This is a genomic window from Massilia sp. Mn16-1_5 (assembly GCF_004798585.1).
Taxonomy (GTDB): domain Bacteria; phylum Pseudomonadota; class Gammaproteobacteria; order Burkholderiales; family Burkholderiaceae_D; genus Telluria.
Window position 1 is genome coordinate 110,988 of sequence record NZ_PPXQ01000010.1, and the last position, 15,748, is coordinate 126,735.

Annotated in this window: 16 protein-coding genes; 9 read left to right on the forward strand and 7 right to left on the reverse strand. The window is 66.1% G+C overall.

Annotation, left to right across the window (positions count from 1 at the left end; genetic code table 11):
• Positions 1-73: 73 nt before the first annotated feature.
• Genes C2862_RS13685 through C2862_RS13720 form a run of 8 tightly spaced genes read left to right on the forward strand, consistent with a single transcriptional unit; the run spans position 74 to position 7,933 of the window.
• Positions 74-1,831 (forward strand): methanol/ethanol family PQQ-dependent dehydrogenase, encoded by a 1,758-nt coding sequence (locus C2862_RS13685; RefSeq protein WP_136220684.1) that lies wholly within the window; start codon positions 74-76, stop codon positions 1,829-1,831.
• The gene (locus C2862_RS13690; protein ID WP_136220685.1) at positions 1,812-2,618 is read left to right on the forward strand and encodes a substrate-binding domain-containing protein; all 807 of its coding nucleotides are present in this window, start codon (positions 1,812-1,814) and stop codon (positions 2,616-2,618) included. Before C2862_RS13685 ends, C2862_RS13690 begins: the two co-directional genes overlap by 20 nt.
• Entirely contained in the window at positions 2,615-3,157 is a 543-nt protein-coding gene (locus tag C2862_RS13695) for a c-type cytochrome (RefSeq protein WP_136220686.1), read from the forward strand. Before C2862_RS13690 ends, C2862_RS13695 begins: the two co-directional genes overlap by 4 nt.
• Positions 3,154-4,176, forward strand: a complete 1,023-nt coding sequence (coxB, locus tag C2862_RS13700) for a cytochrome c oxidase subunit II (RefSeq protein ID WP_136220687.1) — start codon at positions 3,154-3,156, stop codon at positions 4,174-4,176. The genes C2862_RS13695 and coxB overlap by 4 nt, the downstream gene beginning before the upstream one ends.
• Positions 4,173-6,065, forward strand: a complete 1,893-nt coding sequence (gene ctaD, locus C2862_RS13705; RefSeq protein WP_136220688.1) for a cytochrome c oxidase subunit I — start codon at positions 4,173-4,175, stop codon at positions 6,063-6,065. Before coxB ends, ctaD begins: the two co-directional genes overlap by 4 nt.
• Positions 6,062-6,670 carry a cytochrome c oxidase subunit 3 gene (locus C2862_RS13710; protein ID WP_136220689.1) on the forward strand — a complete coding sequence of 203 codons (609 nt, stop codon included), beginning with the start codon at positions 6,062-6,064 and terminating at the stop codon, positions 6,668-6,670. Before ctaD ends, C2862_RS13710 begins: the two co-directional genes overlap by 4 nt.
• 16 nt (positions 6,671-6,686) lie before the next feature.
• Positions 6,687-7,019 (forward strand): hypothetical protein, encoded by a 333-nt coding sequence (locus tag C2862_RS13715; protein WP_136220690.1) that lies wholly within the window; start codon positions 6,687-6,689, stop codon positions 7,017-7,019.
• Positions 7,007-7,933 carry a cytochrome c oxidase assembly protein gene (locus C2862_RS13720; RefSeq protein WP_307723543.1) on the forward strand — a complete coding sequence of 309 codons (927 nt, stop codon included), beginning with the start codon at positions 7,007-7,009 and terminating at the stop codon, positions 7,931-7,933. Before C2862_RS13715 ends, C2862_RS13720 begins: the two co-directional genes overlap by 13 nt.
• Positions 7,934-8,047: 114 nt before the next feature.
• Here C2862_RS13720 and C2862_RS13725 read toward each other — a convergent pair whose 3' ends face one another.
• Complete coding sequence (locus C2862_RS13725; protein ID WP_136220692.1) at positions 8,048-9,031, reverse strand: tripartite tricarboxylate transporter substrate binding protein; 984 nt, start codon at positions 9,029-9,031, stop codon at positions 8,048-8,050.
• A 52-nt stretch (positions 9,032-9,083) separates the two neighbouring features.
• Positions 9,084-9,953: a fumarylacetoacetate hydrolase family protein gene (locus C2862_RS13730; protein WP_136220693.1), complete on the reverse strand. Its 870-nt coding sequence runs from the start codon at positions 9,951-9,953 to the stop codon at positions 9,084-9,086.
• 119 nt (positions 9,954-10,072) lie between these two features.
• Between C2862_RS13730 and C2862_RS13735 the strand changes: the two genes are divergently transcribed.
• Positions 10,073-10,753: a FadR/GntR family transcriptional regulator gene (locus tag C2862_RS13735; RefSeq protein WP_136220694.1), complete on the forward strand. Its 681-nt coding sequence runs from the start codon at positions 10,073-10,075 to the stop codon at positions 10,751-10,753.
• A 22-nt stretch (positions 10,754-10,775) separates the two neighbouring features.
• Here the strand turns inward: C2862_RS13735 and C2862_RS13740 are convergent, their stop codons facing one another.
• From C2862_RS13740 to C2862_RS13760, 5 genes are all read right to left on the reverse strand, one after another.
• Positions 10,776-11,009, reverse strand: a complete 234-nt coding sequence (locus C2862_RS13740) for a hypothetical protein (RefSeq protein ID WP_136220695.1) — start codon at positions 11,007-11,009, stop codon at positions 10,776-10,778.
• Between the two features lie 113 nt (positions 11,010-11,122).
• Positions 11,123-11,761 carry a PEP-CTERM sorting domain-containing protein gene (locus C2862_RS13745; RefSeq protein ID WP_210735982.1) on the reverse strand — a complete coding sequence of 213 codons (639 nt, stop codon included), beginning with the start codon at positions 11,759-11,761 and terminating at the stop codon, positions 11,123-11,125.
• Between the two features lie 321 nt (positions 11,762-12,082).
• Positions 12,083-13,684, reverse strand: coding sequence for an MFS transporter (locus C2862_RS13750; protein ID WP_136220697.1), 1,602 nt, complete (start codon positions 13,682-13,684; stop codon positions 12,083-12,085).
• 41 nt (positions 13,685-13,725) lie between these two features.
• Complete coding sequence (locus tag C2862_RS13755; protein WP_136220698.1) at positions 13,726-15,270, reverse strand: tripartite tricarboxylate transporter permease; 1,545 nt, start codon at positions 15,268-15,270, stop codon at positions 13,726-13,728.
• 10 nt (positions 15,271-15,280) lie between these two features.
• Positions 15,281-15,742 (reverse strand): tripartite tricarboxylate transporter TctB family protein, encoded by a 462-nt coding sequence (locus C2862_RS13760; RefSeq protein ID WP_136220699.1) that lies wholly within the window; start codon positions 15,740-15,742, stop codon positions 15,281-15,283.
• Positions 15,743-15,748: the final 6 nt, after the last annotated feature.

Here is a 15,748-nt window from a genome sequence, read left to right on the forward strand (position 1 = left end):
GCACATTGAGCGCCCCTACACCTCATTACAATTTCCTGTAAAGACATCTAACGAACCACCGACAGGGCAGGTAATGAAGCCGTTTCTTGCAGCCGTTTTTCTTGTATCGAACCTGATGCCGGCGCCTGTCCCGGCCGCCGAGCCCGAAGGCGAATGGCACATGGCGGCGCGCGATTACGGCAACACGCGTTTCAGTCCGCTGGGCGAGATCACCCCGGCCAACCTCCCCAAGCTCAGCCTCGCCTTCACCTTCTCGACCGGTGTGCTGCGCGGCCATGAAGCGGCGCCGGTGGTGGCGGACAACACGATGTTCATCGTGACTCCGTATCCGAACCTGGTCTACGCGCTCGACCTCACCAAGCCGGGCGCGCCACAGAAGTGGAAGTTCGATCCCAAGCCGGCCGCCAGCAGCCAGGGCGTGGCCTGCTGCGACGTGGTCAACCGCGGCGTGGTCTACTCCGACGGCAAGCTGTTCTTCAACACGCTCGACATGAACACCATCGCGCTCGACGCCAGGACCGGCAAGGAGCTGTGGCGCACGAAGCTCGGCAGCATCGAGAAAGGCGAGACCATGACCATGGCGCCGATCGTCGTCAAGGGCAAGGTCCTGGTCGGGAACAGCGGCGGAGAGTTGGGTGTGCGCGGCTGGCTCACGGCGCTGGATGCCGCCACGGGCAAGATTGCCTGGCGTGCCTGGAGTACCGGTCCCGACAAGGACGTGCTGATCGGCCCCGCCTTCAAGCCCTTCTATGCTCAGGACCGCGGCAAGGACCTCGGTATGCGCAGCTGGCCCGGCGACGGCTGGAAGATCGGCGGCGGCACCGTCTGGGGTTTCATTACCTACGATCCCGAGACCGATCTCGTCTACTACGGCACCGGCAACCCGGGACCCTGGAATCCCGAGCAGCGCCCCGGCGACAACAAGTGGACTTCCGGGATCTTCGCCCGTAAACCCGACACCGGCGAGGCTGTCTGGTACTACCAGTGGAGCCCGCACGACCTGCACGACTACGACGGCGTCAACGAGAACGTGCTGGCCGAGATTCCCATCAAAGGCAGGCAGCGCAAGGTGATCCTGCACCCGGACCGTAACGGCTACCTGTACGTGCTCGATCGCGCCAGCGGCCAGGTGCTCTCGGCCACGCCGTATGCGGCGATCACGACCAGCACCCGCGTCGACCTCGAGACCGGCAAACTGGTCTACAACCCGGCCAAGGACCCCACTGCGGGCAAGACGGTGCGCGACATCTGTCCGGCCTCCTCGGGCGCCAAGGACTGGCAGCCGTCGAGCTGGTCGCCGCGCACGAAGCTGCTCTACCTGCCGATGCAGAACATCTGCCAGGATGCGCAGACCTTCGAGACCAGCTACATCTCCGGCACGCCCTATGTGGGCGCCAGCCTCGAACAGTACGCCGGGCCGGGCGGCCACCGCGGCGAGTTCGCGGCCTGGGACCCGGTCGCGCAAAAGAAGGTGTGGAGCATCAAGGAGAACTTCCCGGTCTGGAGCGGCGCGCTTGCCACCGCCGGCGACGTCGTCTTCTACGGCACCATGGACGGCTGGTTCAAGGGCCTCGACGCGAAGACCGGCAAGCTGCTGTGGCAGTACAAGGTCGGCTCGGGCATCATCGGCCAACCGGTGTCCTACCGCGGGCCGGACGGCAAGCAGTACGTCGCGGTGCTGTCGGGGATCGGCGGCTGGGCCGGCACCATCGTCTCGGGCGAGATCGATCCGCGCGACGGCACGGGCGCCAACGGCATGGTCAACCTGACGAAGGACCTGCCGAAGTACACCGCCAAGGGAGGGATGCTGTATGTCTTCGCCCTGCCGTAAGCTGGTGCTGCTGGCCGCCGTGCTGGCGCTGGCCGGCGGCGCACAGGCCGAGGAGCGCCTGCTGCGCGTCTGCGCCGACCCCGACAATTTACCGTATTCGAACGAGGCGGGCGCCGGCTTCGAGAACAAGATCGCCGAATTGATCGCGCAGGACCTGCATGCCAAACTCGCCTACGACTGGTGGCCGCAGCGCCGCGGCTTCGTGCGCCGCACGCTGGGCGCCGGCATGTGCGACGTCCTGATCGGCGTGCCGGCCGATTTTGAGCGCGTCAGCACCACGCGGCCTTACTACCGATCCAGCTACGTGTTCGTGACGCGCGCCGGCGAAGCGGTGCCCGGTTTCGCCGACCCCGCCATCCGCCAGCGCCGCATCGGCGTCCAGCTGATCGGCAACGACATGGCGGCCACGCCGGCCGGCCACGCGCTGGCGCGTGCCGGGGCCACCGCCAACGTCACCGGCTTCACCATCTTCGGCGACGGTCCTGCCGCGCAGCTCATGGTCGACGCGCTGGACGCCGGCGCCATCGATGCCGCGCTGGTATGGGGACCGCAAGCCGGCTACTTCGCCGCGCGCGCTCATCAACCGCTGGCAATCAGCATCGCGCGCGCGCCCGCCGGCACGCCGGAACCCTTCGAATTTTCCGTGGCGCTGGGCGTCAAGCGCGGCAACCAGGCGCTGCTGGCCGAACTCGACGGCGTGCTGGAACGCCGGCGGCGCGACATCGACGCCATCCTGGCCGCCTACCACGTGCCGCGCACCGATGCGGCGGCAGGGGAGGGGCGATGAAGACGACCGTGCTATCGATGCTGCTGCTGGCAAGCCTGGCCGGCTGCTATCGCGAGGAACGCCCCGACCCGGCGCCGCCGTCGCCACCGACGGAGTCGAATGTGCGCCTGAGCGAGATCGAGCCGGGCCAGAAAGCGGCGCCGCCCGGCGTCTCGAACCAGTACGAAGAGAACGCCTACGCGCTCTCGCAAGGCAAGACGCTGTTCCGCAAATTCAACTGCAGCGGTTGCCACGGGCAGGGCGGGGGCGGCATGGGGCCGGCCCTGATGGACGACAAGTGGAACTACGGCAGCGAGCCGGAAAACATCTACGCCACCATCGTGCAGGGCCGCCCGAACGGCATGCCGGCCTTCGGCGGCCATCTCACCAACGAGCAGGTATGGCAGCTGGTGGCCTATGTGCGTTCGATGAGCGGGCAGGTCGGCGTCGATGCCGCACCCTCGCGCAGCGACGAGTTCCAGAGCACGCCGCCGGAAGGCCGGCGCGAGAAGGAAGAACCGAAGGACGCGTCCGATGCGGCGGCCGCGCCGAAGGGATGACCGTGCGCGCACTCGCTTCTCTTCTGTTATTGGCGGCATCGAGCGCGCTGGCCGCGGCGCCGGCGCAGAATGCGCTCGAGCCCCACGGCGTGCAGGCGCTGGCGATCCACGACCTGTGGCGCCTGACGCTGCTGGTCTGCACACTGGTGTTCGCGGCCGTGCTGGCCGCCTTCCTGTATGCGATCTGGCGCGCCCCGCGCAGCAAGGAGCGGACGGCGCCCGACGTGGCCGTGCTCGACCAGCCCGAGCCGAAGCTGCGCCGCCCGGTCGTGATCGGCGTGGCCGTGTCGACGATCCTGCTGGTCGTGCTGATCGTCGCCGACTTCGTCACCGAGCGGAGACTGGCGCACCTGCCCTTGAAAGACGCGGTGCGCATCGAAGTCACCGGCCACCTGTGGTGGTGGGGCGTGCGCTACCTCGACGACGAGCCCTCGCGCATGTTCAGCACCGCCAACGAGATCCACGTCCCGGCCGGCAAGCCGGTGATCCTCAAACTGAACAGCGCCGACGTGATCCACAGCTTCTGGGCGCCCAGCCTGCACGGCAAGAAGGACCTGATCCCCGGCCGCACGGCGCTGCTGCACTTCCGGGCCGACAAGCCGGGCGTCTATCGCGGCCAGTGCGCCGAGTTCTGCGGCTTCGAGCACGCGCTGATGGCCTTCACCGTCGTCGCCGATCCGCCCGAGGTTTATGAAGCCTGGGCCGCGCGCCAGCGCCAGCCGGCACCGGCCCCCGTCACCGAGCTGCAGAAGCAGGGCCTGGCCGTCTTCATGCGCAGCACCTGCGCCATGTGCCACACCATCGCCGGCACCGAGGCCGGCGCCCGGCTCGGTCCCGACCTGACCCACCTTGCCAGCCGCAGCATGATCGCGTCCGGCACGCTGCCCAACACGCGGCAATACCTGGCCGCCTGGATCCTTGATCCGCAACGCTTCAAGAAAGGCGCGAACATGCCCCCCACGCCCCTGTCGGCACAGGACCTGAATGCGCTGATGGCTTACCTGGAGACGCTGAAATGAGCGCCGACGCGAACAATCCCGTGCTGGACCGCAGCTGGAGCGACCCGCCGGGCCTGATCGGCTGGCTGTCCGCGATCAACCACAAGACCATCAGCATCCGCTTCATGCTTACGACCATGGGCTTCTTCGCCGCAGGCGGGGTACTGGCGATGATCATCCGCCTGCAGCTGGCGCGCCCCGAGAACAAGCTGGTGGGCCCGGACTTCTACAACCAGCTGTTCACCATGCACGGCACCACCATGATGTTCCTGTTCGCCGTGCCGGTGATGCAGGCGGTGGCGACCTACCTGGTGCCGCTGATGATCGGCTCGCGCGGCATCGCCTTCCCGCGCATGAACGCCTTCGCCTACTGGATCTTCCTGTTCGGCGGCCTGATGCTGTACATCGCCTTCATCCTCGACATCGGCCCCGACGCCGGCTGGTTCGCCTATCCGCCGCTGGCCGGACCCGAGTACTCGCCCGGCAAGCGCATGGACTTCTGGGCCCAGCTGATCACCTACACCGAACTCTCCGGCCTGCTGGAAGCGGTGATCCTGATCACCACCATTTTTAAGATGCGCACGCCCGGCATGACCCTGAACCGCATGCCGCTCTTCGTGTGGACCATGCTGGTGACCTCCTTCATGGTCATGTTCGCCATGCCTTCGGTGATGCTGGCCAGTACCGCGCTGATCACGGACCGCCTGGTGGGCACGCACTTCTACAATCCGGCTGAAGGCGGCGACGTCCTGCTGTGGCAGCACCTGTTCTGGTTCTTCGGCCACCCCGAGGTCTACCTGATCTTCATCCCGCCGCTCGGCTTCATGTCCTCGATCATCGCCACTTTCGCGCGGCGCCCGATCTACGGCTATCCGGTCATGGTGCTGGCGGTGATCGCCACCGCCTTCCTCGCCTTCAGCCTGTGGGTGCACCACATGTTCGCGACCAACGTGCCGGAACTCGGCAAAAGCTTCTTCACTGCCGCCAGCGCCATGATCGCGATCCCGACCGCGGCCCAGATCTTCTGCTGGATCGCGACCCTGTGGGCGGGCCGTTTGAACTTCCGCACGCCGATGCTGTTCGCGCTGTCCTTCTTCTTCATCCTGACGATCGGCGGCCTGACCGGCATCATGCTCGCATCCGTCTCGCTCGACCTGCAGGTGCACGATACCTTCTTCGTCGTCGCCCACCTGCACTACGTGCTGATCGGTGGCGCCGTGTTCCCGCTGTTCGGCGCCTTTTATTACTGGTTCCCGAAATTTACGGGGCGCCTGATGAGCGAGCGCCTGGGTAAATGGAACTTCTGGCTGATGTTCGTGGGTTTCAACGTCGCCTTCTTCCCGATGCACATCGCCGGCTTGCGCGGCATGCCGCGCCGCGTCTACACCTATCCGGCCGAGATGGGCTGGAACATGCTGAACCTGATATCGAGCATCGGCGCCGTTATCCTTGCGGTCGGCATCCTGCTATTCGTGATCAACGTGCTGGTGAGCCGGCGCCGCGGCGAGGTCGCCGGCGCGGATCCGTGGGGAGCCGGCACGCTCGAGTGGGCCACGGCCTCGCCGCCCGCACCCGGCAACTTCGCCCAGCCTGTCGTGGTGGCCTCGCGCTTCCCGTTGTGGAGCCCGGGCGGCGTGGCCGGCGTCGTGCGCGGCCTGGCCGACGACCGCCGCGAAGTGCTGGTCACGAGCGTGCTCGACGCCGTGCCGAACCACCGCGCGGTGATGCCGGAGTCGAGCATCTGGCCCTTCGTGTCGGCGGTCGCGGTCACGGTGCTGTTCGTCGGCTCGATCTTCACGCCCTGGGCCGTGGTCTGGGGCGCCGTGCTCTGCACGCCGCCGCTGATTGTCTGGTTCTGGCCCAAACGCAAGGCGACGCAGATGAACCTCGAACGCGAGGTCAAGCCATGAACGACACCCGCATCCCGAGCCAGGACATCAATGTGGGGCGCCTGCCGACCTATGTGTTCGGCGCGCACAGCATGATGTGGTGGGGGACCATGGGGCTGATGCTGATCGAAGGGACCGTCTTCGCCATCACCGTGGTCGTATATTTCTACCTGCGCAGCCACTCGCCGACCTGGCCCGTCGATCCGCCGCCCGACCTGCTGTGGGGCAGCATCAACACCGTGATCCTGCTGGCCAGCATGGTGCCGAACCAGCTGGCCAAGCGCGCCGCCGAGCGCGAACGCAGGCAGCATGCACGCTGGTGGCTGCTGGCCTGCCTGGGCTTCGCGCTGGCCTTCCTCGTGGTGCGCATCTTCGAGTTCGCCACGCTGAACACGCGCTGGGATGCGAATGCCTACGGCTCCGTCGTCTGGATGCTGCTGGCGCTGCACACCACCCACCTGATCACGGACACGATCGACACCGCGGTGCTGGCCGTGCTGATGTTCACGGGACCGCTCGAGGGCAAGCGCTTCGTCGACGTCAGCGAGAACGCCCTGTATTGGTACTTCGTGGTCGGCAGCTGGCTGCCGATCTATGCCGTCATCTACTGGGGAGCGCGCCTGTAGGCGCGGAGGGACCGCCATGCCGAACTGGCCCGCACTGCTGCTTTCCCCTTCGATCGCCCTCGGCAATGCCGCCGTCGCCTATGCGCTGGTCACGCCCAGCTGCGCGCAGCAGGACGTGACGACGCTGCACCTCGTCTCGATCGCCAGCCTGCTGGCCTGCCTGATGGTCACCTTCGGTGCGTACCTGAACTGGCAACGGGCGCGCACGCTGGCCGGGCCGCAGGAAGCGCCGGAACAGGCGCGGCGCCGCTTCCTGAGCCAGGTCGCGACCCTGTGCGGGCTGCTGTCGACGCTGGTGGTGCTGGCCGAATGGCTGCCGGTGTTCATGGTGTCGCCATGTATCGCATGATCCGGGCGCTGCCCGCATTGTTGATCGTATTGTTGAGCGCGGGCGCGGCGCAGGCGCACGACGTCGCCGCGCCCGTGACGCCGCAGCTGGGCTGGAGTTTCGAACCCTGGGTCGTGATCTGCCTCGGCCTGTCCGCGCTGCTCTACGGCGTCGGCCTGGTGCGCCTGTGGCGCAAGTCGGGGGAAGGGCGCGCGCGCCTGCGGCTGCAGGCATGGTGCTTCCTGGTCGGCTGGTTATCCCTGGTGGCGGCGCTGGTCTCGCCGCTGGACGCGCTGGGCACGCGCCTGTTCTCGGCCCACATGCTGCAGCACGAGGCGATGATGATCGTGGCCGCGCCGCTGCTGGTGCTGGCGCGTCCGTTCGCTCTGTGGATGTGGGGCCTGCCGCCGGGCTGGCGCCGTCCGGTCGGCGCGGCCGTGCGTACGGGGCCGGTGCAAACGGCATGGACAGTGCTCACCTTGCCCCTGTTCGCCTGGATCTTCCATGCGGCCGTGCTGTGGCTGTGGCATGCGCCGCTGTTCTTCGAGGCGGCGCTGCACAGCAACGCCATCCACACCCTGCAGCACGTGAGCTTCCTCGGCTCGGCGCTGCTGTTCTGGTGGGCCGTGCTGGGCGACGGCAGCTTCCGGCCGCAGCGTGGGCTATCCATGCTCTACATCTTCACGACCATGGCGCATACGGGCGCACTGGGCGCGCTGCTGACCTGGTCGGGGATCGTCTGGTATCCGAGCTACCTCGGCGCCGGCGAGGCGTTCGGGATGGATGCGCTGGAAGACCAGCAGCTCGGCGGCTTGATCATGTGGGTGCCGGGTGGATTAGCCTACCTGATTGCCGGCCTGGCGCTGGTGGGGAAGTGGCTCGGACATACGCCGGCCACGGCGGGTGATCTCGCCTCAGGCAGACGTGCACCGTAGGGCGGGCATGCCCGCGCGGTGATACGTACCCTTAAGATCGTCGAGTGCGACATCGGAGCCAGTACCTACCGCGCGGGCATGCCCGCCCTACGTTACGCCACAGCCAACAAATAACTATTCCACCTTCCCGATCCTGTGCACGGCTTCCTTCAACTTCTTGGAATCCTCCGCGATATACGCCTGGAACTCCGGCGTATCCAGATACTGCAGCGGGCTGCCCGCACCGTTCATCACCTGCCGCACCTGCGGATCGTTGGCTGCCGCTTTCGCCGCTTCACGCAGCTTGGCCACCACCGCATCCGGCGTCTCGCTTGGGACGAACAGCCCCGACCACTGCGCGAACTCCACCGGATACCCCGCTTCCTTCAGGCTCGGCACGCCCGGGAAGGCCGCCAGCGGCTGGCTGCCCCAGTGCGCCAGCACGCGCAGCTTGCCCGCCTTGACATGCTGCGCCACGCTGGCCGGCCCGGTCGACAGGGCCGTTACCTGGTCGCTCAGCAAGGCCATGACAGCCGGCGCCGCGCCGGTATAGGGAACGTGCAGCAGGTGCAGCTTGGCCTCGGACTTCAGCATTTCCATCGGCACGTGCATGGTGCCGTAGTTGCCCGATGAGCCGAAGCTGTAGGCGCCTGGTTTACTGCGCACGGCCGCGACGAATTCAGCCAGCGTCTTCCACGGGCTGTCGGCGCGCACCACCAGCACGGTCGGGTCGGCGGTGAAGCGCGCGACCGGTTTCAGCTGCGCCATCTGGTACAGCGGCTTGCGGCCGGTGACCTTGTCGGCTTCTGGAATGATGGAAATGGAGGACAGCGCCATCAGCACCGTATAGCCGTCCGGCGCGGCGCGTGCCACTTGCCCCATGCCGATGGCGCCGCCGGCGCCGCCCTTGTTCTCGATGATGATGCTGCCCTTCAGGTGCTTTTCCATGGCGGCGGCGACCGGCCGCGCCACGGTATCGGCGACCCCGCCGGGCGGGAAGGGGACGACCATCGTGATGACTTTGGAAGGGTAGGCGTCGGCCGCGTGGACCAGGTTCGCAACGGAGCCGCAGATCAGTCCCGCGGCCAGGAGAGGCAGTTTCAGGAATTGCATGTTCATCGTGTTCACTCGCTCTGAATTCGGTGGATGACGTCCTCGGCGGTGCCGAGGCTCAGCGGACGCGGTTCTCGATCGTGCCGATGTTCTCGATCGCGATGCGCACCACGTCGCCGGCCTTCAGGAACTTCGGCGGCTTGAAGCCGATGCCGACGCCGACCGGCGTGCCGGTGACGATCACGTCGCCCGGCTTCAGCTCGATGCCGGCGGAGATGGTGGCGATCAGGGTCGGGATGTCGAAGATCAGGTCGGCCGTGTTGGCATCCTGGCGCAGCTCCTCGTTGACCCAGCACTGCACGCGGGTGTTGGCCGGATCGATCGCGTCGGCGGTGACGATCCACGGCCCCATCGGGCAGAAGGTGTCGAGCGACTTACCCAGGAACCACTGGCCGTGCTGCTTCTGCAGGTCGCGCGCGGTGACGTCGTTGACGACCGTGTAGCCCCAGACGTGGGCGTAGGCGTCTTCCTTGCGGATGCCACGCCCGCCCTTGCCGATGACGACGGCCAGCTCGGCCTCGTAGTCCATCTGCTGCGTCACCGCCGGATGCGATTCGATCGCGTCATGCGGCCCGACGATGGTGCTGGCCGGCTTGGTGAACACGTTCGGCGCCGAGGGCACCACCTGGGCCGACGAGTCGAAGCCGGAGCCGCTGAATTCCTTGGCGTGCTCGTGGTAGTTCTTCCCGACCAGGAACAGGTTGCGGTCCAGCCGGTTCAAGGGCGCCTTCAGGCGCGCGCCGGCCAGCGGCTGTCCGGGGCCCGCAGGCTTCAGTTGCTGTGCCGGATGGGGCGTGGCCTTGATCAGGTCGAGCATGTCTCCCGCAAATCCGGGCACGACATCGGCGATATCCCAGTACCGCTCACCGGCCTCGTCGACGATGACGACGCGTGAAGCGCCCTGGACTTCGATTGTTGCAATGCGCATGTGGTCCTCGCTTTGGTTTTAAATGGTTTGTCTCCAAAACCAATTTACCGCAGCTGAAAGCCTCAGTCAAAGATAAAATTGGTTTAAAATGAAACCAATTTATCTTGCAAGGCAGACGAATGAAACACCAGAACGGCGCTGTCGCGCTGCGGGCCGCATTGCTGGCCAACATGCGCTCCGGCCACTGGCGCGCCGGCGACAAGCTCCCCACCGAACGCGAATTGAGCGAGACCTACCAGATCGGCCGCGCGGCGGTGCGCCAGGTGCTGGCCGAAGCCAAGGAGCGCGGGCTGATCACGCAGCTGGTCGGCAGCGGCACCTATGTGTCGAAGGAAGCCGCGGCCCTGCTGGAAGCCGACGACAGCGAAGCGTCCGGCATGCACACCAGCCCGGCCGAGCTGATGGAGGCGCGCATCCTCATCGAACCGATGATCGCCAACCTCATCGTCCGCAACGGCACCAGCGCCGACTTCCTGCGCATGGAGGAGTGCTGCACGCGCGGCGAGAACGCGGTCTCGATGCCGGAGTTCGAGGTGTGGGATGGCGCGCTGCACCAGGCGATTGCGGATGCGACGCATAACACCTTCATCAAGCAGGTGTTCCAGTTGATGAACCGGGTGCGCGAGCAAGGGGATTGGGGGGCTTTAAAAATGCGGAGCCTGACGCCGGAGCGGCGCCGGGCTTATGAGCAGGAGCACCGGGCGCTGGTGAATGCGCTCAAGGACCGCGACGAGGAAAGGGCGCGGGGGCTGATCATGGAGCACCTGGTCAGGATCCGGCATAACCTGCTCGGATACTAGACAGCCCATCAACGGACTGTCGTCATCCCTCCCGGTAGCGCAGCGGCAGTCCGTCGCTGCGCGCGCTGCGCAATGCGGATGTGTCGGACAGGCGCCGCTGGTCCGGACGCGTCAGGACACGCAGCATCACGGTGTCGCTGACGCCATGCTCCTTCATGTAGATCCAGGCCTTGAGGGTGCCGCGTTCGGCGTCGAGAACAAGACCCCGTTGAACGATGTCCCGCAGGCCCGCATCGTGTCGCTCCAGGTAAGGCATCCGTTTTCCCTTTTCGATTCAGGCAAAAGGCCACGCCAGGCGCGGCCTTTCCAGGTCACGGTGCTCCCGACATCTGCGGGATGGCACCGTGTTCGATGATCAGCCGGCGTCCGTCATCCGTTGCGGCGTGCACGGCGGCGCGCGCCAGCGATTCCCATCGCGCCAAGGCCGAGCAAGGCCAGCGAAGCAGGTTCCGGTACGTCGTTGGGTGGCGGCAGGCTGCCCTGGTCAAGCAGGGCGTAATGGATCGTGCCTCCGAAGACCAGGAATTCACCGATGCCGTCGCCCCAGAACTGCACTTTGCTGAACGAGGAGGTATCGTCGAAGGCGCCGACAAATACTTCGGCAAGGCCATCGAAGAACACATCGCCGAAGACTTCCGAACGGCCGACCTGGATCGGCGCGCCATCGTCAAAGGAGATGAACAGGGTCGACGGCTGGCAGCAGGTACCCCAGTCGCCCACTTCGAAGCCGATCGCATTGACGGCGGAACTGAAAGTCAGCGTAACGCCGCTGTCGATGGCGCCGACTCCGGTCGATCCGAAAGGCGAAATATCGATGACCTGGCCGGACAGGTTTCCATATGTGGTAGGCGAGAGAAAGCCGCCGCCGTTGCGGGTAATCGTATAGTCGGGCCGCACGATGCTGGTGCCGGGCGGAATACTATCCAGTTTGTCGTGACTGGCGATAGCGCCGGCGGCATTGACGACATTGTTGTAGTTGTTCACGCCATCCGACAAGGAACCGAACACGGTTACGATCGTGGCGTGTGCAGGGAGGGCAGACATTCCCAACAAGACGGGCAACACAAGTGCGCGAAGCAAGCGATGCATTTTTTTCCCCTAGTGAGTTGATAAGGCCGTATTTACGGCAGAGCTCACTATGCATTTTGCATGCCAGAGTTACATTTCTTTTGTAATCATAAGTTTACAAAAACCTATGTTCGATAGCGTACGGATGGTGTAAAAAAACTCGACAGTAAACGCTCTTCTTCGTGTAAACCCGGCGGAATTAACGATAACTTCCGGCAAAATAAATTTCCTTTTCGCCCCGTCGCCGGATGAGAAATCTGCTCACGGCGCCACCATCACCCGCCGCGTCAACCTCGGCACCTCCTCCCCAATATGCAAGGCCAGCTTCCTCTCCCTGAGCGCCACGTCCGCCTCCGTCACCCGATGCACCCGCCGCAGATGCTCGGTCCACGACTCGTCGACGATGCGCTCGACATACACCCCCGGCTCGTTCAGGTCCTGCAGCAGCTCCCAGCGCAGCGCGCCTTGCGCCAGGCGGCTGCGCCGGCTCTCCTGCATCAGGGCCAGGAACTCGTCGGCGCGGGCGGGATCGATGCGGTAGGTGATGGCGATGACGATGCGGCCCTGTTCCGGCGTGCGTTCGGCAACCGGCACGCTGAGGGGCGCGGCGGGAGTCAGGTTCTCGACCTGGCCCGGGTCGCGCACCAGGCGCAGCACGACCGGCATCGCAATCGCGCCCGTCAATGCCGCGACGATCAGGCTGTACTGCACGCTGTCGACGCTGGCCCACTGACCCCAGGCCGCGGCGCCCAGCGCGCTGGCGCCCATCAGGGCCATCTGGTAGATCGCCATGCCGCGTGCACGCACCCAGTCGGGCAGGGCCAGCTGGATCGAGACGCTCAAGGAATTGGCGGTCGTGATCCAGGCCGTGCCCGACAAGAACATGGCGAGCATCGAGAGGAGCAAGTTGCCGCTCAGCGCGACGACCAGGGTCATGGCCGCATGCAGCAGGGCGCCGTTGCGTACCAGCGTGTCGCGCGTCATCGCCTGGCGCAGGCGCGGCAGGAACAGCACGGCGACGATGGCGCCGCTGCCCATCGCGGCCAGCAGCATGGTAAAGGTGGCGGCGCTGCCGTCCAGGTCGCGCGCGACCAGGGGCAGCAGGGCCAGCACGGCGGTGGAATGGAAGAAGAACACGGCGATCCGCGCCAGCACCGCCTTTACGCGCGCTGATTGAAACACGAACTGCACGCCGACGCGGATCGCGCTGCGCAGCGGTTCGCGTCCCAGCGGATTCGGGATGTGCTCGCGGCGCCAGCGCATGATCACGCAGCCTGTCGCCACCGAGAGCACGGCGTTCAACACGAACACGTAGACCGTGCCGAGGCTGGCGATGACGCTGCCGGCGATCAGCGGGCCGGCGATGCGCGATGCATTCATGGCGACGCCGTTCAGGGCCAGCGCCGCCGGCAGCTGGGCGCGCGTTACCAGTTCCGGCACGATGGCGGCGAACACCGGCCAGCGCATCGCCAGGCCGATGCCGTTGGCGAAGGTGAGCAGCAGCAGGAGCGGCGCCGTCATGGCGCCAGCCAGCACCACCACGCAGGTGAGGATGGCGACGGCGGCGACCCAGAACTGGGTCAGGATGAAGTAGCGGCGGCGGTCGACGTTGTCGGCCAGGGCGCCGCTGGGCAGGCCGAGCAGGAAGACGGGGAGGGTGGAGGCGGTCTGCACCAGCGCGATCCAGACGGGCTCGCGGGTCAGCGAGGTCATCATCCAGGCGGCGGCGACGTCGTTCATCCACATGCACAGGTTGGCGACGAGCCAGGCGCCCCACAGCATGCGGAAGGTCGGGTGGAGCAGGGGTGCCAGCGAGGCCGGCACGGAAGGAGTAGGCGAATCGGGCGAGGCGGAAGCGGACATGGGCAAGCGAAGTATGGGCGTGCCAGGCACGCCCTCTGTGATTACTCTTCCTGGAACGCCTCCGTACGCTTCTTCTTCACCGCCGGAAGGGCGACCAGCACGATCAGCAGGGCCGTCGCGCACAGCAGGGCGAGCGACAGCGGACGGCTGAAGAACACGCTGAAGTCGCCATGCGACAGCAGCAGCGAACGCCTGAAATTCTCCTCCATCATGGGCCCGAGCACGAATCCCAGCATCAGGGGCGCGCCCTCGCAACCGAGTTTGGCGAACACGTAGCCCAGGATGCCGAAGCCCGCCGTCATGAAGACATCGAACACCGTATTATTCACCGAATACACGCCGATGCAGCAGAACACCAGGATTGCAGGATACAGCAGCTTGTACGGCACCTTCAGCAGCTTGACCCAGATGCCGACCAGCGGCAGGTTCAGGATGATCAGCATCAGGTTACCGAACCACATCGAGACGATCAGGCCCCAGAACAGGGTCGGGCTGGTCGTCATCACCTGCGGGCCGGGCTGGATGTTATGGATCGTCATCGCGCCCACCATCAAAGCCATTACCGGGTTCGGCGGAATGCCGAGCGTCAGCAGGGGAATGAAGGAGGTCTGGGCCGCGGCGTTGTTCGCCGATTCCGGCGCGGCCACGCCCTCGATCGCACCCTTGCCGAATTCGGCGCGGTTGCGGCTCATCTTCTTTTCGAGCGAGTAGGCCCCGAAGGCGGACAATGACGCGCCGCCGCCGGGCAGCACGCCCAGCGCGGAGCCGAGCAAGGTACCGCGCAGCATCGGCGCAATCATGCGCTTGACGTCTTCGCGCGTCGGGAACATGCTGGTCACCTTGTTGGTGAAGACTTCGCGGTGCTCCTTCTGTTCGAGGTTGCGGATCACCTCGGCGAAGCCGAACACGCCCATCGCCACGGCGACGAAGCCGATGCCGTCCGAGAGTTCCGGCACGTCGAAGGTGAAGCGCGCCACGCCCGAGTTGACGTCGGTGCCGACGATTCCGCCGAGGAGGCCCAGGCAGATCATGCCGATCGCTTTCAGCAGGTTGCCCGAGGCCAGCACGACCGCGCCGATCAGGCCCAGCACCATCAGCGAGAAGTACTCCGCCGGCCCGAACTTGAAGGCGACCTTCGCCAGCGGCACCGCGAAGGCGGCCAGCAGCAGGATGCCGGCGCAGCCGGCCAGGAAGGAGCCGATCGCCGCGGTACTGAGGGCCACCCCGGCCCGTCCGCGCCGCGCCATCTGGTAGCCGTCGATGCAGGTCACGACCGAGGAGGTCTCGCCAGGCAGGTTGACGAGAATCGCCGTGGTCGAGCCGCCGTACTGGGCGCCGTAATAAATCCCGGCCAGCATGATCAGGCCGCCGAGCGGCGGCAGCGCATAGGTGGCCGGCAGCAGCATGGCGATGGTGGCGACCGGGCCGAGGCCCGGCAGCACGCCGATCAGCGTGCCGATCACGGCGCCGATGAAGCAGTAGAGCAGATTCACCGGGATGTTCGCGGTGATGCCGAACAGCGTGACCGGCTCCATGGCCAGCACCGCCGAGAAACCGATCGAGAGGTGGTAAAGGAATGCGTCCATGATGGTCTCCTCAGGCGGTCACAAAAGCCGGCCACAGCGGGAACTGCAGGTCCAGCAGGTAGACGAACACGAACAGCGAGAGCGCCACCAGCGCGGCCGCGTTCCCGAGCGCGGCCTTCCAGCCGAATTCATGGCTGGCATAGCTGGAGATGCAGACCAGCAGCACCAGGCTGGCGACCAGCCCCAATGGTTCGAGCACGAGGCCGAACAGCACCACCGGACCGACGATCAGCAGCAGGGTCGACCAGGCGAATTTGCCCACCTTTTCCACGGCCGCCGTTTTGGCGAGGGCACCGAAGGCGACGCCGATGCCGATCACGACAAGTACCATGCCGACGATGGCCGGGAAGTAGCCGGGACCCATGCGCTCGGCCGTGCCCAGCGCGTAGCCCCTGCCGACCAGCGCGAAGCCGGCGCCGAAGGCGACGTACATCAGGCCGGCCCAGAAGTCCTTCTGGTTTCTGATCTGCATAGCGGC